Origin of the sequence: Paenibacillus lentus, assembly GCF_003931855.1 — a bacterium.
In the GTDB taxonomy this organism is placed as follows: Bacteria; Bacillota; Bacilli; order Paenibacillales; family Paenibacillaceae; genus Fontibacillus; species Fontibacillus lentus.
This window is the reverse complement of sequence record NZ_CP034248.1, coordinates 1,728,922-1,751,024: the sequence shown is the minus strand read 5'-3', so window position 1 is coordinate 1,751,024 and position 22,103 is coordinate 1,728,922. Positions and strand designations below refer to the sequence as shown.

General features: G+C 42.6%; 14 protein-coding genes. 3 read left to right on the top strand and 11 right to left on the bottom strand.

Features of this window, described 5'->3' with window-relative positions:
- Positions 1 to 126 precede the first annotated feature (126 nt).
- Positions 127 to 4,218, bottom strand: coding sequence for a carbohydrate binding domain-containing protein (locus EIM92_RS07690; protein WP_164515050.1), 4,092 nt, complete (start codon positions 4,216 to 4,218; stop codon positions 127 to 129).
- A 175-nt stretch (positions 4,219 to 4,393) separates the two neighbouring features.
- On the opposite strand from EIM92_RS07690, the gene EIM92_RS07685 reads away from it, so the two are divergent.
- The gene (locus tag EIM92_RS07685) at positions 4,394 to 5,956 is read left to right on the top strand and encodes an extracellular solute-binding protein (RefSeq protein ID WP_125082158.1); all 1,563 of its coding nucleotides are present in this window, start codon (positions 4,394 to 4,396) and stop codon (positions 5,954 to 5,956) included.
- A 108-nt stretch (positions 5,957 to 6,064) separates the two neighbouring features.
- Here EIM92_RS07685 and EIM92_RS07680 read toward each other — a convergent pair whose 3' ends face one another.
- From EIM92_RS07680 to EIM92_RS07635, 10 genes are all read right to left on the bottom strand, one after another.
- Entirely contained in the window at positions 6,065 to 9,037 is a 2,973-nt protein-coding gene (locus EIM92_RS07680) for a GH36-type glycosyl hydrolase domain-containing protein (RefSeq protein ID WP_125082157.1), read from the bottom strand.
- Between the two features lie 99 nt (positions 9,038 to 9,136).
- Positions 9,137 to 9,979 (bottom strand): carbohydrate ABC transporter permease, encoded by an 843-nt coding sequence (locus EIM92_RS07675; protein WP_246021242.1) that lies wholly within the window; start codon positions 9,977 to 9,979, stop codon positions 9,137 to 9,139.
- Positions 9,980 to 9,990: 11 nt separating this feature from the next.
- Positions 9,991 to 10,968, bottom strand: coding sequence for a carbohydrate ABC transporter permease (locus tag EIM92_RS07670; protein WP_246021241.1), 978 nt, complete (start codon positions 10,966 to 10,968; stop codon positions 9,991 to 9,993).
- An 87-nt stretch (positions 10,969 to 11,055) separates the two neighbouring features.
- Positions 11,056 to 12,465, bottom strand: a complete 1,410-nt coding sequence (locus EIM92_RS07665; protein ID WP_246021240.1) for a sugar ABC transporter substrate-binding protein — start codon at positions 12,463 to 12,465, stop codon at positions 11,056 to 11,058.
- Positions 12,466 to 12,813: 348 nt separating this feature from the next.
- Entirely contained in the window at positions 12,814 to 14,421 is a 1,608-nt protein-coding gene (locus tag EIM92_RS07660; protein ID WP_125082155.1) for a response regulator, read from the bottom strand.
- Entirely contained in the window at positions 14,399 to 16,141 is a 1,743-nt protein-coding gene (locus EIM92_RS07655) for a histidine kinase (protein ID WP_125082154.1), read from the bottom strand. The genes EIM92_RS07660 and EIM92_RS07655 overlap by 23 nt, the downstream gene beginning before the upstream one ends.
- A gap of 219 nt (positions 16,142 to 16,360) precedes the next feature.
- Positions 16,361 to 17,056 (bottom strand): beta-glucanase, encoded by a 696-nt coding sequence (gene bglS, locus EIM92_RS07650; RefSeq protein ID WP_425464195.1) that lies wholly within the window; start codon positions 17,054 to 17,056, stop codon positions 16,361 to 16,363.
- 602 nt (positions 17,057 to 17,658) lie between these two features.
- Entirely contained in the window at positions 17,659 to 18,378 is a 720-nt protein-coding gene (locus tag EIM92_RS07645; RefSeq protein WP_125082153.1) for an ABC transporter permease, read from the bottom strand.
- Positions 18,378 to 19,166, bottom strand: coding sequence for an ABC transporter permease (locus EIM92_RS07640; RefSeq protein ID WP_125082152.1), 789 nt, complete (start codon positions 19,164 to 19,166; stop codon positions 18,378 to 18,380). The genes EIM92_RS07645 and EIM92_RS07640 overlap by 1 nt, the downstream gene beginning before the upstream one ends.
- A gap of 1 nt (position 19,167) precedes the next feature.
- Positions 19,168 to 19,887, bottom strand: coding sequence for an ABC transporter ATP-binding protein (locus EIM92_RS07635; RefSeq protein WP_125082151.1), 720 nt, complete (start codon positions 19,885 to 19,887; stop codon positions 19,168 to 19,170).
- A gap of 145 nt (positions 19,888 to 20,032) precedes the next feature.
- Here EIM92_RS07635 and EIM92_RS07630 point away from each other — a divergent pair, with 145 nt between their 5' ends.
- Together EIM92_RS07630 and EIM92_RS07625 are read left to right on the top strand one after the other, a co-directional pair.
- Positions 20,033 to 20,749 carry a LytR/AlgR family response regulator transcription factor gene (locus EIM92_RS07630; RefSeq protein ID WP_125082150.1) on the top strand — a complete coding sequence of 239 codons (717 nt, stop codon included), beginning with the start codon at positions 20,033 to 20,035 and terminating at the stop codon, positions 20,747 to 20,749.
- Positions 20,746 to 21,726 carry a sensor histidine kinase gene (locus EIM92_RS07625; RefSeq protein ID WP_246021234.1) on the top strand — a complete coding sequence of 327 codons (981 nt, stop codon included), beginning with the start codon at positions 20,746 to 20,748 and terminating at the stop codon, positions 21,724 to 21,726. Before EIM92_RS07630 ends, EIM92_RS07625 begins: the two co-directional genes overlap by 4 nt.
- Positions 21,727 to 22,103: the final 377 nt, after the last annotated feature.

Here is a 22,103-nt window from a genome sequence, read left to right as displayed (position 1 = left end):
CACGCTGCTCCATAATACCCTAATGATATAACGAAAAAGGTACAGCCACCCAAACCTCTTGTTGGACTGTACCTTTCAAGAATCATTTTATACCAGCGTTCCTGGGTATTACTGGCCTAGTCCGTTCTAAATCAACTGCTGCTTCACATTCGTCAGCCAAATCGTAGGTTTATTGCCATTAAGGAAATCCGTATATGCATAGTTATTGCTAGGTTCCACAAACCCTATACCCAGTTGAATCGGCCGATCTACCGTTGAATAGACATCAAAGGTCACCGAGTAGACTTTCCCCTGCTCCAACGTGAGACCGTCTTGATAAACCTGCTGATTCCAACTTTCGGGCATTATTTCAGGGAGCTGAATATGCATCGCTCCATCCTTGGCAGCAATGGAGAGCTTATCGGACTTGTTATCCGACTGGTAGGTCTGCCACTCACTGACATCAGAATCAAATGTCCCGTTACGGATTAAGTTTCCAGTGAAATGCTCTTGATGAACATCCGTCAGTATGAAGTAGTCCACATTCACATGCGGAGCATATATTTGTAATGTCTGGATTCCTTCATTCAGTTGAATGGTTTGCTCCATCAATTTAAAAGCGCCCCAATCTCCCGTATTGGCTACGTTCCACGTATATTTGAAATCAGCATCATCCTCATTAATTTCACCTGCAGGGAGTGTCTGCGTATATACGCTGCCCTGCTTGCCAAGCAAGGTCAGTGATCCACCACCTTCATGTCCAGAGGCAACAAAGTAGGCTATTTTATATTCTCCAGCTTTCTTAACATCAACAATATACTGCATCCAGTCGCCCGGGTCGATCCAGCCCACACTTAACCCGTCGTCTCCTTTTTGTACACCTTTCATATCTGAATAATTTTCCGCTTCAATGCGCTTCGAACCGTTAACCTCTACAGGTGGACTCATTTCCTTCAAACTCACATTATCCAGCTCAAGGAAATTGGTCAGAGCTCCCAAGCCAAATTCCAGATTGCTTGAACCGTTCACCGGGCCCATTGTAAAAATCCATGAATAAATTTGCGAATCTGTACCGATAGTGAAAGCTTGCTCAGCATGTAGATTCGACTGATCCTCATTTCCGATTTGGGCCACAATGGATACAGAAGATTCCGCCCTCGCACTAAAGGATAAAATGTACATTTTTCCTTCTGTAAGCTTTAACCGATCCTGACTAAGGGTAAGTGCATCGGGTTGTCCGGCTGATCTCGGCTTCACATACAGCTTACGATCATTTATCGCACTTCCGACATGATAGGACGCATCCGCACTGCCTGGACCATTGATCTTCCAAAAGCCAAGGCGGTCTTTCCCTTGATCGAAAGTTCCATTATAAATCAAGTTGCCACTCGGTAATGCATCACGAGGTGTATTCGAGTCAGGATCAGCAATTTTAACTAAACGTACCTCATCAATCCATATCGGTAGGGTGCCTGCCTCCCCCATATTAAACTCCAATCTGGCATTAGCATCCGTATCCGAATTCATAACAAAAGTATACGTAGAACTTTGCCGTTCTGCCGTAAGCGCAACCGTCTTGTCATCCATATAACGGGCATAGTTCTGATCAGGACCCGACAAGGATGCTACCATCGTTCTGTTTCCTGACGACCATGCATCAAAGGAAAGCTGATAAGTAGCTCCTTTAATCAAAGGTAAGCCTGCCTGAACAAGCTGGATGGCGTAATTCACATCTCCTTCCTGATCTATGGTTACTTTCACCGCTCCTTGATCCAGACTCACAGACCCTGCACCACCGAAAAGATCAGCAGGTGGCGCAAATGGTTGAAATACCCAATGCTCCATTTCATCCTCAAATGTTCCATTCTCCACATAATTTCCATCTTCTCCAGGTTCTCTTATGGCCACGGTCTTCGTGGCTGGCAGAACCGGCTGACGATAAGCATGACCGTCTCTTTCATATACACGGACATAGTCTACAAGCATCTTTTGTGGAAATTCTGTAGTCGAATCCGGACTGCCTGGCCAATCCCCACCGACCGCCACATTCAACTGTAAGAAGAAATCCCTGTCAAAAGGTGCGGGATAGGTGTATTCTTCACCTTCCTGCTGATTTTTGCTGAACCAGTTACTCTGCTTGGAGTACAACACTCCATCTATATAGAAGCGGATCTCGCCGGGCTCCCACTCTACCGCATAGGTATGGAAATCGTCGGCAAATGTAGCGCCATCAGGCAGAGTATAACTATCCTGCGTATGTTCATGAGGCAGTCCATAATGGAGGGTGCCGTAAATTTTATTCGGCTCATGACCAAGCAGCTCCATGATGTCAATTTCACCGCTAGCCGGCCAACCGGAATACAAATTTGGATCCGTAGGCATCATCCAGATCGCAGGCCATATTCCTTTGCCTTGAGGCATCTGGGCACGGATTTCAAACCTGCCATACGTCCAGTCTCCCTTGCCTTCCGTCGTCAGCTTCGCGGAAGTGTACGCATTCCCTTGATAGTCTTCCTTGTAGGCTTCAAGAACCAAATGCCCGTTCTCAATGCGAGCATTCTTCTCGCGATCGGTATAGTTCTGCAGCTCATTATTGCCGTAACCGCCACCACCTTGAATATAATTCCACTTGCTGGTGTCGATACGTGCACCATCGAATTCATCATTCCAAACCATATTCCAGGCTTCCGGCCTAATATTCGCTTCCGTCAAAACAATTGGCTGATAACGGACAATCTTTTCCTGCTGATCGACCTCATAAACGCCAAGATACTTGTTGATATTTGGGTCGACCCCGGAAATGTCGGCTCCTGCCTGATATGAATCTATCCATAAACTGCTCTTCATTAGTGTATCCCCGGCTTGCGAAGCAGGGAGCTCCTCATGGGATACGAGGACAGCCAATCGATTTCCGGTAGCAGCCGTGGCCGTTACCTTTGTTGTACCAGGCAGGCTTCCTTGCGTAGCTACAGGTGGCCAGGAGGTTGGCGGAGTCGGACGGGTCCCCGTATCGCCTCCCGTGCTAGGGGAAGTATTCCCTGTGGATGAGCTCCCCCCGCCGGTCGCTCTCCCCGTGTCCCCCACGGATTCATCCTTCTCATTAGCAGGTATCAAGATTTCCTTATCAGACAGCCAAACGTACTCTTTCCCATGCTCCAGCTGTTTGTCATTGACCATGATTTCCACTGTTTCTGATTTTACTCGTGAAATTTCACCTTCCCCACGAATAACACTTCCGCTAGAACCCTTCTGAAGGATCAAGCTCGAAATGGATGCTCCATCACCCGTCTGAATCACGGATGGACTACGCAATACGAACTGTTGAATGACAGACTTATCATCAACGATTACACGAATAGGGTGATTCAAATTAAACAGGATAACCTTTGCTAAATTTGTATTTTTAATGTGGATACTGTCTTGTCCCCCGCCGTTTATAAAAGTAACTCCGGCGACTTTAGCGTTTTCTATCGTAATATCCCCATTGCCAATTCCCGAGGTGAGATACAGATTCCCCGTAATCTCTTTGTTCCGAAGAACAACATCCCCCGTATTCACTACAGCATTTGCCATGACTTCCTTATGTTCATCGGTAACCGCCTTGTTATACAGTGTTCCTGCGAGACGATCCAGCATGGCAATCGCTTCTGCGCGAGTCACAAATTGATCAGGCCGAAAGGACCTGTCCGGATATCCCTTAATGACTCCAGCCATGATCAGTTCTTTCACAGCATTCTTAGCATAGGGACGAATCTCTGATTCATCCGAAACCGCTTCCAAAAAATCTGTACTCATCCCATGTTGCACTTCAGAAAGCTGAAATACTCTGGACAATATGACAGCTGTTTCGGATCTCGTAATCGGGTGACCAGGTCGAAACGTCCCATCCTCATATCCATGAATAAACCCGGCTTGAAAAGCGGCAGCCAGTGAAGAAGCATACCATGCGTCGGCCGGTACATCTTTAAAAGCGAGTTGAATCTCTTCACTTGCACCGAACACCCGCTGCAGCAACATACTAAATTCAGCTCTGGATATAGGCTGGGTCGGATGCAGCTTCCCATCGGGATATCCGGTTAATATTCCTCCATCCATCCACTTCCCGAGTATCCCCTCAGACCAGTGTCCCTGTATGTCACTTCCCGTTAATTCTGCTTGCTTCGGACTAGCATAACCTGCTGTCATGAAACTGCTAAACAACATACACAGAATCAGCCCTTGCGCAATGAAGCGTTTCACCTTGTCCTCACTCTCCCTTATACAATGTAAGTACATTATAAAAGGGAAGATGCATCGACCATATAACTACTTCTTAGCTTTTATAGCTATTCGTTAACTTGTTTGATTTCTAGGACAGAACCAGCGTTCAATGTCAATTCGTTCCATGATACAATGATGTTTGGAGGGATCAAGTATGAAGAAATTGTGGTTCGTACCCGCAATATTAATCATGATGTTAGCCATGTACGAACTCTATCAGCACAATCCATGGATGCAATCCAAACAACCATCGAACAATGAGAAGCAACCGGAAACATTGACAACTGTGTTTAGTTTGCGTCCATCCCTAAGCTTTAAAAATGGCGAGACCATTGAAGATAACATCCATACTAGGACGGTACGTGAAACATTAGGCATCGAGCTTCAATATTTATGGACAGCCCCGGACAGCACATTCTCTACCCAGTTAAAATTACATTTGCTGAACAAGCGGGAAATGCCTGACATTATTCCTGTCAGAACCGATGTGATTCACCAGTTAATTGACTCTGGACAGTTTATAGCTGTCGATGATCTATTTGAGCAATATGCTTCACCAATCTGGAAAAAGGCGATGGACGAAAATCCTTCCGTCTGGTATCCGTACGAAAGAAACGGGAAGCATTATGCGATCCCTATTCTGGATTATGATTTCAATTCCGATCCTGTTATGTGGATTCGCAAGGATTGGCTGGACAATGTGGGACTATCTCCTCCTACAACCCTGGCGGAGCTGGAACAGGTACTTGATGCCTTTACCCACCAAGATCCCGACAGAAATGGCAAGAATGATACTTATGGACTGGCTGTTAGTCTGGGCAACTCCACCAGCACCTGGATGGCAGATATCAGTTGGGTCTTCGGGATGTACGGCTGTCTTCCGGATCAATGGAACTTCTATGCAGACAAAGAGCAGTTGGAGTTTGGATCGATCCAGCAATCAGCCAAGCAAGGCTTGACCAAGCTGAGGGAGTGGAGAGAAGCAGGTTACTTTCCGAACGAAGCGTTATGGCAGGACGAGGAGTCCGCTGCCCGTCTGTTCTCTCAGGAAAAAGCAGGCATTGTTATCGGCCCCCATTGGATGCGATTCTGGCCGCTGAACGTGCTGACAGAACAAAATCCTCAAGCTACCTTTATCGCGGTTCCCTTACCTAAGGGGCCTGACGGTCGATTGTACCATCGCGCTTCTCTAACGCGAAACGGAGCAATTCTTATTAACAAAAACAACGCGAACCCGCAAACCTTCTTCCGTTATATGAACTATTTGTACGAAACGCAAGGAATCGGGAAAGGAGAATTCAGGTATGGTTTAGCTAGAGACTATGACTATACGGTCGTTGATGGAAAATCCTCCAGAGATCGGAGTCTCATTCCTGGCGGTTATGTCGATGTATCAGCCTATACCCTCACCTACGATGGTGCGCGAATCCCATCCCAATGGGCAACCATGGTAGATGAGACTGAAAAAAACGTCCTTGGCCAATTGTTTTCCAGCAGATTACTCAATGAATATCAAGGCCCCCCTACACCAACCATGCTAGAAAAAGGAGATCAGCTTAAACAAACGGAGCACGAAACCTTTTTACAAATTATTTATGGCAAAAAGAGTATCGACTACTTCGATCATTTCGTTGAGTACTGGAAAACAAACGGTGGCGACCAGATCACCAAAGAGGTTAATGATTGGTATAGGACAGTTCATGGATTAGGTAAATAAATTGATAGCATAGTAAGTCCTAATTTTGAAATAAGGTTATTTAAGAAGTTGGAACAATGACAAACAGCTTATCTCCCTCTCGGAAATAAGCTGTTTGTTGTTTTATCCTTATTGCAACTGCATTTTTACAACATGTGATGCTTTTGTTCTATCCAGCGGCAGCACATTCCCCGATAACTCTTTGCCATCAAGCAGTATACTCACTTGGCTGTCCAGAACACGATAGAAGCCGGCAGGTTTCGTGATTTCAATCCGGTATTCAGCTTCTCCGACCTTCAAATCATAGATAACCTCCTGCTCCTTCTCCCTAAGAATAGGGTCGAGGACAAGCCCTTTGCTCGTAAATTCAATGCCCAGAGCAGACATCAAAGAGAGGGTTAACCAAGTCGAGGTTCCGCTCACAATCGGACCAACATTCTCGCCTGTCTCACTGTTATTATATTGTGTACAGAAACGCGGATTTCCACAGGTAACATAAGGACTCTCCATCGTTCTATATGGCAATGTCAGGTCCAGCATCCAATACGCTAAATCGGACAACCTTGCTGCTAACTTTACATCTTTTACGGATTTTGCCGCTTTTAGCATGGCGGATACCGCCATCATACTCGCATGCTTGAAGATCGCTCCATTCTCACGATCCCCGGGAAAGTATTCTCCTGTAGCTGTAAACCTGGCGATTTTCCCCATATTCGCCGGACTCATAAGTTTGATACCATAGGGGGTGACCAGTACCTTTTCCACAACATCCAGCATTTTTTCGATCTGCTCCTCCGATGCGGAGTCCGCCAATATAGACCAACTAAAGGAGTTAATGAAATAAGTTCCGTCAATGGAAGGGTCCGCTGACAACCCGTCCCCCTTTGCGCCCAGGTAACTGTAATTCTCGTAACGATTGAACAGCACCCTTGCAAAGAAATTTTCCTTCCATGCATGTTGTTGAATATTTCCCTGGAGCCTGTTGCTTAGATCTGATAAATGTGCTGCATAGGCTTGATCCCCTTTTGCACTTGCAATCACTTGCATCTCGTCAACCGCCATTTTCAATAGAAAGGCATTCATTACACTTTCCGAGTAATGACTTTCGAATGGCTCATCTCCCACTGAAATACCTTTAGAGGCCACCTGTTCCTTATATAGCCGTTCCTTCGTGATCCCATCAATGCAGTCCTGATCCAACTTGAGACAATCATTCCAATCCGCCAAATCTAGTAGAGGAAGTCCATGTTTACCGATCGAGATCTGACCAGAATATTGAATAATCGCCTGGATCGTCTGGTATATGGAACGTTGTTGAACCGGACTGGTCCCTGCTATATCGCATTTTTCATCAAGAAAACGGTAGTCGCCTGTATAATGGGTATACCTTGCAACTGCTTGGATCAACCACAAAGCATCATCAGACCATTTCCCAGGCTCCTTACCTTCCCAATAGAAATTATGATAGGCATATCCGAATTCGAATACTTTGGATCCCCATTCTTTTAACATATCCTTTACAAATTGCTCCATTCCTAACGCCAGGAAGTAATACATACTTGCAAACAAATCTTGTATTTCTCTAAAACCGATTTCCCGGTATCCTTTTTGGGTCTGGCACAATGAGCGGGAAACAAAGGTCTGATAGAATACTTGAAAAGGCAGGTTGCGGTTTACATACGTATTCAGCAACTCATCTTCCGTTCGAAGACAGAGCAGCTCATTATAACTTTTTAGGAAAGAGATATTATCCTTTAATGCCTCCTCAACCTGTCCCGGCGATCGAAAGTGCTCGATCAAACGGTGAATCTCCTCCCGCACCGTCTCTTCGCTATAGGCGTCGTTTAATTTCGAGGACACAATTCCAGTAAACTGGCGAACTTGACAGACATCTCCTGCTTCTACCGAAAGATCAGCAGCAAGAGCGAAGAATCCTGGCCCCTTCCGGTAAAGGCGATTGCTTAACTGATTCACTCCCTCCGGGCGATACAAAGAACCATTTCCAACAAACTCATTATAATTCGTGCAGAATTCCTGCGGGAATTCAACATCCCCCTTCCTGTCGACGAGCATGGAGTGGAACCTCACATCTTCCTTATAAAAGTCACTATAGTAATCAGGAGTAACAGCAACAATGGATTGATCCTCATTCAGTAGAAGACCGGTCTGCATAATAATATTGCTATACAGAACATCTTCAAACAATGCATGGGGGTTTGCGCTTCCGAACATACCGGTGTATATGATCTTCAGCTTTCGGTTTGCGTTGCCAGCATTGCTAACTTTAATTTGTTGTACCTCTGTAGCCAATGGCATTCCTTCCTTTTGGGGAAGTAAGAAAATAAGCCGCTCTATTTTTAACCCGCATCGAGTTGTATATTCGATCTTCGTGAAATTTTGCGCATGTGTGCAGATTGCACTTGTGACATTATCGTCTTTCGGATCAGCAGAGTAGAAAATCTGCTTACCATCCTCTACCAGATAAAACTGACGATTAGCCGGAAACCCGTTCTCCTCCTGTCTCATATCCCAGCGAGTAGCCAAGACCTGTGTAGCAGCATGGGAGCGGAAGCTCCCTCCTCCCAGCCTGTCGATGACGCTTTTTGGCGTCGTCTGCAATGGACGCGGAAATCCAATTCGGTTTCCAACGAGGAGATTGGTGTGGAAATGTGGTCCCGGGGATGGTGTCCGCAAATCTATGATATGCTCTCCCGCTTCATTTACATATCCAGCCCAACTGATACTGCTAGCTAATATTTCCGATATCCGATCTGATATTTCCGCCGGGATTTCGATTTCAGCAAATCCATCTGTTGAATTCAGCGCTAAAGCCTGTAAGCGATCATTTTGCTGTATGATGAGCAGTGATGGATTCTCTATCAAACTGTCCTTAAAGAAAGCAGCGACCGCACCATCCTTTAGCAACTCTAGTACAACCGGAGCTTTATAGGGTAGGCCAGCGACCCCAACAATTTTCTTATAGGCAGTATCCATGAACAAAGCATCCACAGCCATCGTTTGCGGAAGCCACTTCCCATACTTTTCACGAATGACTTCTTCCGGGGAAACGTATACTTCTCTGGCAACTAATTTACTGTACATAAATAAGTACCTCCATCCAATTTGGCAGAATGCGGAGAAGGAATCACCTAGCTCCTCCCCGCACCCATGTATTTTGAACATCCATTACTTACACCACAACTACCCTTTCACTGCACCAGCAGTCATACCACTGATAAAATATTTCTGAGACAAAAAGAATGTAATAATAACAGGCAATGTAACAACAGTCGCTGCAGACATTAACAGATCATAACGGTTGGTATATTGTCCAACAAATAGCCTGATGCCTACAGGAATCGTTTGAACCTCCGGAGTCGTTGTCAGAACCCAAGCAAACATCAGCTCATCCCACGCCGTTAAGAAAATATAAACACACATGGCAATAATACCAGGTATAGAAAGGGGCAAAATGATCCGGACAAAAGCCTGAATTCGATTACAACCGTCAATTCTGGCGGATTCCTCCAACTCTTTCGGGATCGAAACAAAGAAGCTTCGAATGATCCAAATACTCATAGGTGTGTAGAATGCCGAATAGACCAATATCATTCCCCAATACGTATCCACCATAGGCAGGCCGAACGTATCCTTGATATTTAAGAACAACAAGTAAATCGGTAACAGAAACATGATTCCCGGAATCATTTGTGTCCCAATGACGCTCATTCCGAACAAGCCGGAGCCTGGAAACTTATATCGGGCAAGTGCATATCCAGCCAATACAGCCAGGAAACAAGAAATGAACATCGTCGAGGTACAAATAAGCAAGCTGTTCTTAAAATACTGGCCGAAATTGATCGTTTCCCAAAGATTCTTATAGTTCAGCCATTGTGGATCAGGAATCGCCATACTGGTAATTCCCTGTAATATTTCACCATTCTTATGGAGGGATACCTTAACCATCCAAATGATAGGGAATACAACAAATGCAACGATCACCCATGTGAGTGTGTTTAGTGAATAATACTCTATTTTTTTCATGACTCGGGCACTCATTCCACTCTCAACTCCGATCTAAAAATTCGATACCATACGCCCACGATGATCAGCATGGCCGCCATTAAGAGGAAGGATGCCGCTGCGCCAACCCCGAATGACCAATATCCGAAGGTCTGTCTGGTCAAGGCTGTCATGAGCAAATCCCCCCACTTTCCAGGGTAGCCGGAGCCATTGCCGAACATCATCGCAACGATGTTGTACGAATACACATTGTTAATAATCTGGAATAGAAGCTGGACGGCCATAATCGGTTTCAGCATCGGAATGGTAATCGTAAAGAACTGCCGCAGTCGGCCAGCGCCATCAATCTTCGCCGCCTCATAGAGATCATCGGGAATCGTCTGGAGTCCAGCCAGAAAGACAACCATGATGAAGGGCCAGCTCCTCCATACCGTAGGAATAATGATCGCCCAGATCGTATTTTGACCAATAAGCCAAAATGGCTTTTCAGCCATTAAATGCAGGATGTCCACAAGAATATAGTTAATGATCCCTTCTTTCTGCCACATAAATCCCCAGAGAACCCCCACGACATAGGAGGGAACAACCCACGGTAGCAGCATGGCGGCTCTGGCAATCCCCCTTCCGGGGAAATCCCGATTTAACAGCATCGCTACCAGTAGCCCGATAACCATCACGGAAATGGTTACAACTACACTATATATAGCCGTATTTCGCAGCGCGTATCCCAGGCCTTGACGGACAGGATTACTCTCATTAAATAGCAGCTCCGAGTAATTCTTCAAACCAATAAACGGAGCTTTTAAATACTGACTTAACGTAAACTGATTTAACTTCAAAAATGACATTACGATCCCTTGGATCATGGGTAAGACATGAACGAGCAGCATAAAAATGAAAGTCGGCAGAATGAACAAATACGCAATGCGATATTCCCTGAAACCCTTTTTGAGCCGAATTCCAAAGGATTGTTTGGCTTCCGGCGCATCTGGAATTCTTGATATTTCCACGGCGTCTCACTCACTTTCCTTCTAAGTAAAGTGTGCTATCAAGCCAATACCTGATAGCACACCTTAAATATAGTTATGGTTTCAGCATTATTGATTCAGGATAGCATTGACTTCTTTAGCCGCATCATCGAGCTGCTTCTGAACTGATTCTTCATTGTAAGTTCCAGAAACCCCTGCCACAATATCCCATATATTCCCAAAGTATTTTACAAGGGCTGTCTCACAAGGTCCCCATTGAGGAATAGCAGGATAGGACATCCCGTAATTCGTAGCCTCAATTAATGCTTTATAATTCACGTCTGATGCTAGCGAATCCATCACTGATTTCTTGCCAGGCAACTGGCCGGATAATTGAGAATAAGTAAGCTGTGCTTCTTCTTCTGACAAATATTTAATAACATCCCAAGCAGCGTCTTTGTGCTTGGATCCCTTAAAGATCGTCAAGTGGCTACCACCAATAAATGTAGATGCTCCTGCTGGACCCGCTGGAAGTGCAGTTACACCGTAATTTTCCGCAGATGCTTTCCCGCCTACGCCCCCGTCCTCCTCAGGAGTTGCGAAATTCTTGATCATCCAGGCACCACTCACCATGACTGCAGTTTTACCGTCCGAGAAGTCGCTCTCGATTTGAGCCGAGTTCTTTTCCAGCGATGCCTTATCTACCAAGCCCTCATTGGCCAGGCCGGTGTAGTACATAACGCCCTCCAGAGCGCTTTTATCATTAAACGTTACCTTAGTGTTATCTTCATTAACTAGATTACCGCCAGCAGCCCAAATCCATGGAAAAATATTGTGTGGAACGTTCCAATCGTTTTTGCCCGGCACACCGAAGGCGGTCATTTTCTGACCCTCAATCTCGATCCCGTTCAATTTGCTCAAAGTTTGCTTAAAGGTATCCCAATCCTTAAACGCTGTTGCCGGATCTAACCCCGCTTTTTCCAGGGCATCCTTACGATAGAACAGAGCACGGGCATCCACAAACCACGGTACACCGTACACCTCGGAGTTTCCGTCAATCATCGTTGTTTTCCAGCTCGCTGGAAGATAATCGTCTTGCCCCCCCAATTCATTAACACGCTCCGTTAAATCATCAATACCATTCATTGCCGCAATAGCCGGCACCCAAGTTGTGCCCAATTGTAGAATGTCAGGGCCTTGACCGCTAGTTGCAGCCGTTGTAATCTTCGTCCATGCTGAACCCCAATCGAGAACTGTTACATTTAATTTAACGTTTGGATTTTCATCTAAATAAGGCTGCATTACTGTCATGAAATCTTTATCTGGCTTCGGACTATTCGGCATGATCCAGGCGGTCAGAGTCACGTCTTCTTTCGGAGCATCTGTAGCTGAATGGCTACTATTATCTGTTGCAGCAGTTGGGTTGCTCTTTTGATTTCCTGAGTTCTTACTGCTTTCTCCGCCCCCGCAAGCCGACAAGATCATGCTCATCATCATGATTACCGTCAGCAGAACTAGGCTGATCCGTTTTTTGCTCATGTTCGTCCCCCCGTTTTCCATTCCTATTCATGAAATACGTACGCAGATCTTTGTAAAAAATCGGTTTCATCCTAATTTCGAGAAATCTGCAGTCTAGCTCTGAAGGATTTCTTGCTGAATCCCGTTTATACCTGCGTCGTATTTTATTGTAAGAAGAATTCACAGTAACCAAAATAACTCAATTTCAACATTACTATGCTTTTATTGACAACCTTTTCTTTTATTTCATTATTACGGCTCAATAGACTAACAAAGAAGCAATTATTATACGAAAAAATTAACGAGCTTCTCTGTGTGAAGGTGTTGTGTCGCTACCTTCATTTAGAGAAGCTCGTTATTCGAAATAGATTATAATTGTTCTCGAAATTCATTCGGCGTCATGCCATATTCCTCCCGAAATACTTTACTGAAGTACGCAGCGTTCTTAAAGCCCATTTGCTCGGAAATTTCATAAATCTTCAATGAACTATTTTTCAACAGCTCTATTGCCTTCAACATCCGTTGCTTTTGGATATATTCGCTAATTCCTTCCCCCGTTTCGGCCTTATATAGTCGGGACAAATACACAGGATGAAGGTAGATCGCATCTGCTATCGTTTGCAGGGATGCAGTGCTCAAATTACCATCTATGTATTCTCTTATTTTTAATGTCATCTTTTCTCTTGAGCTTCTCTGCTCTGCCTGGTCGCTGCGCTGGATTTTATCCAGCATGTAAAGCGCCCACTCCGACAATTGCTGAACAGAATAAACCGATCGATCCAGAACTGCTGTACTTCCAACTAGATTGCTTAACAGCCGATTATGTTTATGTGCATAATAATAGAACGAACTAATCACTACCGTATAGGCCTCGCGAACATGCTCCTCCGACAAGTTCCCTGCTTGCTTCATATCTGTAATCACTGTCTTTAGTTTTTCCCGGTATTCATCCCACCTGCGACTTTCAAGAAGATGCTGCAATGTGGGTGTTTCGTACAGGCGGTACAATGGCTGTTGTACAATAGGCGCCTCGGGAAATTGTCCTGACAGGAAGCAGCCTGACTCATTTGCCAGCCTACTGCGGATTTGTTCAATAATATGGCTGTACAGCAAGTTAATATCTTCAGGAAACCTCCCCCATTTGCTCACAATAATAGAAACGACCCGCTTCAGATATAATCCGATATTGCGTTGAAGCTGCATGGCCTGTGATTCGAATTTCTTATGTTCATCCCCATTTCCATTACCATCTCTGACCGATTTTTCCCGGACAAGCAAAACCAGAAAACCATTAGCATCCTTACAGGACCATAAGTCATGAGAATCTCCCAGCATCTCCATGGCAATATTTATAATAGCGTATTCCATCAGGAAAAAGTCCCGCTCATTATATTCCAGCAGGCTTTCCTCCATTCGAATAACCATAAAACAAATATCATCTCCAAAATGAAATGGAAGCTCATACAAATCCAAGAGATATGCTAAGGAGTCTTCCCTCATCTCGCCCATTAACAACTCATTTAATAGCTTATCCTTCAAAATCGGCAAGCTCTCTTTTAACGTATGAATAACACGAGATTGCGAGACAACCTCCTGCCATTCCTGCTTAATATTCTGTACAAGCCTGCTTATCACGGCAATCAGATCCTCGTCGGACACTGGCTTCAGTAAATAATCAGACACCCCATATTTGATTGCTTGCTTGGCATAGGCAAATTCGGCATGCCCCGAGAGCAGTACACTTTTCACATGTCGGTACTGCTGATAGACCTGTGCAACCAGCTCAATGCCATTCATTTTAGGCATATTGATGTCAGCAATTACTATATCAACCGCATGCTCCGAGAGAATGGATAACGCATCTTTTGCAGAATATGCCTTGTACACTGTCATAATTTCGAGTTGCTCCCAATGGATCGTGAAAGCCAGTGTATCCACAATCGTCGGTTCGTCATCAACAATCAGTAAACTTAACATGTTGCTCCTCCTGCTGTTTAATAATGCAGCGTATAGTTACCTTCAATCCCCCCAGGCTGGAGCGATCAAATTCCAATCCTGAACTTGGCGCATACAGGTTAACAACTCTTTGATGGGTATTCCACAGACCACAACCTGTTTCGGGAGATAGTGGGAGAATCATTTTTTCACGAAGCTTCTCAAGCACATGCGGTTCCAGACCTTCTCCGGAATCTTCGACACTGATTACAAATCCATCTGTAATGAAAGAACCTTGAATTCTGATCTTCCCTTCTTTATCACTCTTCTCAATACCATGAATAATAGCGTTTTCAACTAAGGGCTGGATGAACAACCTGGGAATGGATACCTCCATAAGAGCTTCAGATACATGGACTTCGTAGCTCATAGATTTTCGGAAGCAGTAGATGTTCATATAATTCCTCAGAAAATTGATCTCCTCCCGAACCGTGGTCATCGGATTTTCGAGACGGGTCGTGTACCGGTAGTATTCCCCCAAGTTCAATGCCATCGCTACGACTCGCTCTTCCTCACCCAGTTTAGCCATATTCATGATATAAAACAGACAATTGTACAAAAAATGCGGGTTGATTTGCGACTGCAGCTGTTTCAGTTCAGCTTCTTTCAGCCTGAGTTTCTCCTCATATACTTTCTCAATCAGCTCTTGAATGCGCTCTGCCATATCGTTAAAACCAGAAAATACATCCTGAAACTCATCCCGTTGCTTGGTTTTCAAGCGGGAGGATAAGTTGCCAGAGCGAATATCCTGCAATTTCATAACTAGCTCATTGATCGGGTATTGAATCTGCCTGTAAATAAGGATTGTAATAACCACACCAACAGCTAACATCGCAATAATGCCAAGTATAAAAAATTGGCTGCTTTCCTTCACTGGCAAAACTACCTTCTCTAGCGGAACCAAATCAATTATCACCCAGCCCAGGCTCCCGACAGGAGCGTGGTTTAGGAGCAAGCGATGCTCTTTGAAATTCATTATCCGGTTACCCGGCTGTTGTAATAGATCCCAATCCAGATGCTGCTTCCATTCCCCTAAATCCGAAGGAGGATTTCCAATGAATCCGTAACTTGGATGATAGAGCATGGTATGCCGATTTGAATTTTGCTGAAATTTACTTAGCATATCATGTATATAGGTGTCAGAAAAACGGGCAGTGATAGCATATCCTGGCGCTAATCGAACCATAGTAAAATAATTCTCTCTATTACCCTGGCCTGGCTCGTAATTCCATAGTCCTTTGCTGATATCCAACTTTGGAATGGAGCCAAGATCTGCATAGACCACATCCGCCCGAGTCGATATAACCTCTTCTTTAGATGTTAGAAATACGCTAATTTCCATCGGCCAATTGGATGATGCACTCTGCAGTTTAATTCTTTTATACATATTGGATCGAAGCATATTGAAATCAAACAAATCTTCAGGTGCTGTTGTATTAATGTATTGTTGCATGATGGAGTCTTCTTCTAGCTGCAACAAGTTGGCAGCCAAATTATTCACTTGATTGTCTAACTGAAACAGGAAGAAGCGTAATTGCTCGTAATAGGAATCTTGAATATCATTTTCGATAACATGAATACTCACTCTATAAGAGCGCCCGTTTAAGGCAACCGCAATGCTCAATAATACGAACAGTACGATCGAAAACTTTAGTGACAAGGTAAACTTGAATTTCATCTTTCCCTTTTTCGATCCCATCATTATCACCTAAGGTCATTATACTAGCACAGAGATACAAATAACGATGAATGAAAATCAAATTTAAGAACAAGTTAAGAAAAGTATATTAAAGTTAAATATTAGCTATAGTTTATTCCATAAATGCCCCACTCGTACCTAATATATTCGCATCAAATCAGTCAGTAAAATAAACAAATCCGGGCTGGGATTTCCCAAGCCCGGATTGTTTTGCACATTTATTTAGTTACTTGTATATTTAACCCAATCATAGTATGCATACAATGGATTAGCTCCGTTATATGGCCCGAGCCAATCATCTACGCCGGTACCATTCCACAAATTCATCATAATTTTACCCGGTGTTTTTGGAATATTTCTAGTTGCCTTATGTTTTGCAACACCGTCAACGTACCAGGTTATCGAGTCAGGCTGCCAATCGAAGGCGTAAGTGTGATAGCTTTGAGATGCGTCGAAGCCCAAATCAATGATCTTCTCGTTTCCTCCAACACCATTAGTGTAATAATTGAATTGTACTTTGGTCGTATCCTTACCTAAAAACTCAATATCAATTTCATCCCACGGTGTCCCGTCCGTAGGCCCCGTATACGTAAAGAAGGATGATACGGTACCCACACCTTTCGCAGGTTTCATACTCACCTCGTATAGTCCATATCCAGTATTGAAATTGGTACGGTATTCCGCACAGTCAAATTTATTATGGGAAGGACTTGTAAGTGCAAGGCGCAATTTTCCGTCATTTGTAAATGTCGCATTGTTAGCCCGCCAGGTACAGTTGAACATGTTGCCGTTCGAATATCCGTCCGCCTTATGCCAGCTTTGGGAATTATAATACGTCATCGGTTCCCAGAACACTGTGGCACCCTTCGCAGCCATCGTCAACGAGGCAACGAAAAACAATGAAGAACAAAGCGTAATTAACCATTTCCTCTTCACATTACCCACCTCCTGATTATTTTAGTTTCCTAAACCAAGCTTGACTCTAATACTCCTCCCTTTTTTATATGTGCTTTACGCAACCTAATTGTAGTCTTTGATGGAAATCGCTTCCATAATAAAGTTTTAACTTTTATAGTAAGAAATTTAACTTCTTAAACCTGGAGTGGTTACTTAGCAGGTGATACATTAGCTTAAATAGCAATCTACGTCATTTATAAAGAGGATCACCTCCTACCTCCTACCTTCATAGCCAACAGGTCTGGGCCAAACGGATAATCTTGGAACGCTCCTTTTTTTGGATAATACAGTAGGCGGTAAGCTGGTCATCCGTGTTATCACCTTTTATGTGAGATAGCATTTTTTAAATACGACTACCGAAAAGAAGCACGGACTATCATCATTTGGAAGTGACTCCCGCTAAAGTTATATTAGATCTGATAGATCAAATAGAGATTACAAAGGACGACGTTTTCTATGATTTTAGTTCTGGACCGTCCTTTAGGACAACTGATTTTCAATGAGTTTGTTCAAAACCTTTCTGATACCGACGTAGATTGACCGATAATCCCAACTTTACTACATTAACGAACATTACGATATGAAAACAACCAAGCAGAAATAGTCAATAATAATACTACCCAAGAAAATTGAACTGCTAGTCCCGACCATTTGTCCAAGTAGATATTTACTGCTGGTAAAGAAAAAAGATTCATTGTAGCCAGAGTAGGTAAAAATTTTGCCAACTGAGAAGTTGCAAACAACATGTGGCTAAGTCCCAAAACAAGCGGGAGCATAATAGCGACAGGTGCTATAAGCGATTTTGCCATAATAGATAAGGCAGAGGTAATCCAAGCTAATTGAATCCAACTAAGTATCCCAAGAGAAATACTTCCAAGTAACCGGATCATGAAAGAACCAGTCCATTCGATATCCTGTTGAAACATAAGAACGATTAAACCAATTACACTTGATACTATTCCCGTAACTAGTATAATTATGGACATGTTAACAAATTTCGCACATAAAAGTTTTAATCTAGATGGTTGTGTGAGAAGTGTTGTTCTTAGAGCAGCGTGCGAATATTCTTGTCCAAAATAACCTGCACTGGCAACAATAATTCCTGGTTGACCCAAATAAAGAGCTTGCAAGCAAAGAGAAAGGATCTCCTGCTCTCTCCCTATCTTTGGTGTATCGGATGTTAATAAGAAGAGCAAAGGAACGATAATAGCTCCAACTACACCTAAAATACACCAACCAAAAGAAAAAAATTTAGTCTTCTCACTACAGAGCGTAGCGTACATCAATATTTTCCTCCTACATCACTACGAATAAAAGCGTAAAAAGACGTGATTAAAGCTAATGTCACCCATATTAGCAGTACGATACCGCCTTTTAGTGGATCATGTTCATAAGGGGCTGTTGGTGTTGCAACGAGAATATTACCTGCTGCCACAGGAAGATACCCCCCCCATTCCCACCTTTGTGCTAAATACTCTCCAAGATTGTAAACCTGAGGAACTAAAAAAGCTAAAGGTACGATAGCATTTCTAAAGAGCATTCCGATCCCAAAAGAAAGTGTGGTTAATAAAATCCAATTCAGCGCTGAAAAACCAATAAACTGCCAAGCTATTGTACTTAAATAAAATGGATGTAAGCCTAGTTCCCCCAAACCAAAATGCATGGTAGAAATTGTGGCATAAATGGATAAAAATGATATGAATGTACTACATATTAAAAGTGCGAGTACTTTCGCAGAAGAAACCTTAATACGACTACTTTGACATAGTAAAGTTGTACGTAATATATGATGTTTATATTCACTTGCCCCTATAATTCCCCCAAAGATAACCATCGCTAATAACCCAGATGTCGGTACTTCAAATCCAAGATAGTCTAATGGATCTAACGCCTCTATTAATTCCGGGTGAGTTTCTGGTGTCGCGTCTAAACCAATCTGAAGATAGCTTTTTGCTACGATAAGTGCAAGTAATGGTTGAATAACTACAACTAAAGCACAAATGACCCACCAGACTCTACTTGAACAAATTTTTATCAGTTCAAATTGTATAGTTCTAGAAACAGCCTTCATCTTATGCCCCACCTTCTGTAAGAGAAAAGAACACATCCTCCAATGATTCCAGATTCTTCATAACATGCTGAAGTTCACCCGTTGCTATTATTTTTCCATGATTAATAATAACTACGTCGTCAGCCACAGCTTCCACTTCAGAAAGAAGATGGGATGATAACAAAACAGTCTTCCCCATGTCTGATTGCTGACGTATAAATTTTCTAAACCAACGAATTCCTGTTGGATCAAGTCCATTGGTTGGTTCATCAAGAACAAGATATTGTGGGTCACCCAAAAGAGCTGCGGCAAGTCCAAGCCGTTGCCCTTCACCCAATGATAAAGTTCCCAGCCTCGCTTTGCTTTTTTCTGATAAACCGACCTTTTCCAATACCTCGGATACACGACGGAAAGGTATGCTATTGCTTTGTGCTATGATGTTCAGATGGGTTCTTACTCTTCTAGAAGGTGTACCACCAATACCGTCAAATGCTGCTCCTACCACTTTCAATGGAGTATCAAATGTTACATATTTACGTCCGCCAAAAGTTGCCGTCCCTGTTGAACAAAGATCAAGTCCCAACAAAATACGAAGTGTTGAGCTTTTTCCTGCACCATTCGGTCCAAGAAATGCTGTAATTCTCCCCTGCTTTGCTTCAAATGACACCTCTTTTAAAATATCTTTTTCTCCATATCGCTTACATAAGTGAGATATCACAATGTTATTTGTTGTATTCGTCAAAATAAATCTCCTCCGAAGAATATTTATTTTGATCATAGTCCCTTTTTTAAACTATTTTTCTTTTGTGTAACAAACTGCAAGTTATATGTAATAATCGACATTTTTTCTAGGCTAGTCTACACTGAATTATGGAAGGAGTGAGACGATGGGTATCAAAGTTGCCATTTGTGATGATGAGCCTGTTATGGCACAAGCTATCGAAGACCTCATGTTAGAATACGCCCCCTCGCTATTTGAAATTGATACATTCTACAGTCCATCTCGCTTAATTGATTTACTTGAAGACAATACATACGATTTGTTTATTTTAGATATTGAGTTTCCTAACCAATCGGGAATAGAGATTGCCGAAGCTATTAGAACGAACAATGTTACTTGTCCAATCATCTTTCTTACTAGCTTCAAAGAATATATGGAGAAGGTTTTTAAGGTGAATACGTTCGATTACATATTAAAACCCGTAACCAAAGACAAACTATACCCTGCCTTGACTCGCGCGATTAAGTATTTAGATGTAGATGATTCCAAATTTACGTTTACATTTAATAAGGTTTTCTACAGTCTTTCTTATCGTGAAATTATTTACTTTGAGAAAAATAAAAGAAGAGTGCTGATTCACACTCCCTCTGGCCTCTATGAAACGATTCTTCAAACGAAGGAACTTGTATCCAAAGTTCATGATCATTTTGTGCAGGTTCATACCTCGTTTATTGTTAATGTTAGATATGTAAAACAAATAAGTAATGATGCCATTATCGTTAAATTAAATGATAAGCAGACGGTTGAAATCCCCATGAGTCGTAAATTTAAAGATCAAGCCAGAGAACAAATTTTGATGAGATTAAGGGACTTCATATCATGATGGATACAAATTTACTCTTTATCGCCGTTGGAGTAGGTATTGCTATAATTTTAATACTAATGGCTGTAGCTATCTTAAAAATACTCGTTCTTCAGAAGCGCCAACTAAAGGGGCCCATCAACATCTTTCTTGTCATGTCACTCATTTCTATCCCCATGATATCGGTATTTATGTTAAGTACTACTGTAATATCCGGAACAGATTCCATCACTCATCCTAAATTCATCTATATATTGATATCCGCATGTATTATTTATATGAATATCTGTATCCTGTATCTCTATTTTACTCTAGGAAGATATTTCAAGAAGCTTGCAGAAACAACAACCGAGAAAATGGTATTTGAATCAGAATTGAAGTTTTTCAAACAACTAAAGCACTCACAATCTAAACTATATTCCATGAAACATGACTTAAAAAACCAACACTTAGTTCTAATGGGTATGTTAAGTGAGGGAGACATTGCCGGCGCTGAGAAATATCTTCAACATTCGATCCAACAAATCGAACACATTGATTACTTTTTTACAAATAACTATGTGCTTAATTATTTTCTGAATGAGAAAAAATCGATTGCTGAAAGCCATGGCATAACTTTAAACGTTACATCTTTCCTTCCTGAAAAGGTTAATTTGGATCATGATATTCTAGCCGTTGTGCTCGGAAATTTAATCGATAATTCCTTGAATGCAGCCTTACGTTTATCTAATTCTCAAGAAAAAGAGATTTTACTACTCATCAAACAATTTGATAACAACCTGCTCATAGAAATTTCAAACGTATTTGATCCAGCCGAGCTTAAGACTCGAAAGAACAGACAACTCGAAGGAATAGGCACCAAAAATGTGAAGAGAATTGTAGAGGAGAATGGCGGAATCTATAACCAATGGATTGAAGATAATCGCTATATCGTCAGTATACTTTTACTGAATGTGTATGATGGGGAAGATGAAGAAATCATATTGGGAAATGTATAAGGAAACTTATTCGGAAAGGCTCTCTAATTGCTTAAAACCACTCAGTAAAGTACAATCCCCCCCTTGGAAGTCCAACCAGAGTAAGATGTTTTAGCGTTTTAATGAATCTAGATTCAAACTTCACGCGACCAAGATGTCTACTTCATAGATAGCTCCCATGGCCATAATAAGTTTCTTGTTGTTCTCTCGGACGATCTCCCCAATGATCGCCGCGGTTATTTTTATACCCACTATTACGGAAAATATTTACATATGAGGTGTAATAATGTATGATTTAATAATTCAAAAAACAATGAAGAGAAGAGTAGATATAAGTAAGAACCTATACAGAGAGCTCCGGTTGCTGAAAAGGAGTAAGGTTTATTTATCGAAACAAG

Excerpts from the sequence above, each read along its gene's own strand:
- EIM92_RS07685 (WP_125082158.1), top strand. The coding sequence starts at position 4,394 with ATGAAGAAATTGTGGTTCGTACCCGCAATATTAATCATGATGTTAGCC.
- EIM92_RS07680 (WP_125082157.1), bottom strand. The coding sequence starts at position 9,037 with ATGTACAGTAAATTAGTTGCCAGAGAAGTATACGTTTCCCCGGAAGAA.
- EIM92_RS07675 (WP_246021242.1), bottom strand. The coding sequence starts at position 9,979 with ATGAAAAAAATAGAGTATTATTCACTAAACACACTCACATGGGTGATC.
- EIM92_RS07665 (WP_246021240.1), bottom strand. The coding sequence starts at position 12,465 with ATGAGCAAAAAACGGATCAGCCTAGTTCTGCTGACGGTAATCATGATG.
- EIM92_RS07660 (WP_125082155.1), bottom strand. The coding sequence starts at position 14,421 with ATGTTAAGTTTACTGATTGTTGATGACGAACCGACGATTGTGGATACA.
- EIM92_RS07655 (WP_125082154.1), bottom strand. The coding sequence starts at position 16,141 with ATGATGGGATCGAAAAAGGGAAAGATGAAATTCAAGTTTACCTTGTCA.
- EIM92_RS07645 (WP_125082153.1), bottom strand. The coding sequence starts at position 18,378 with ATGTACGCTACGCTCTGTAGTGAGAAGACTAAATTTTTTTCTTTTGGT.
- EIM92_RS07640 (WP_125082152.1), bottom strand. The coding sequence starts at position 19,166 with ATGAAGGCTGTTTCTAGAACTATACAATTTGAACTGATAAAAATTTGT.
- EIM92_RS07630 (WP_125082150.1), top strand. The coding sequence starts at position 20,033 with ATGGGTATCAAAGTTGCCATTTGTGATGATGAGCCTGTTATGGCACAA.
- EIM92_RS07625 (WP_246021234.1), top strand. The coding sequence starts at position 20,746 with ATGATGGATACAAATTTACTCTTTATCGCCGTTGGAGTAGGTATTGCT.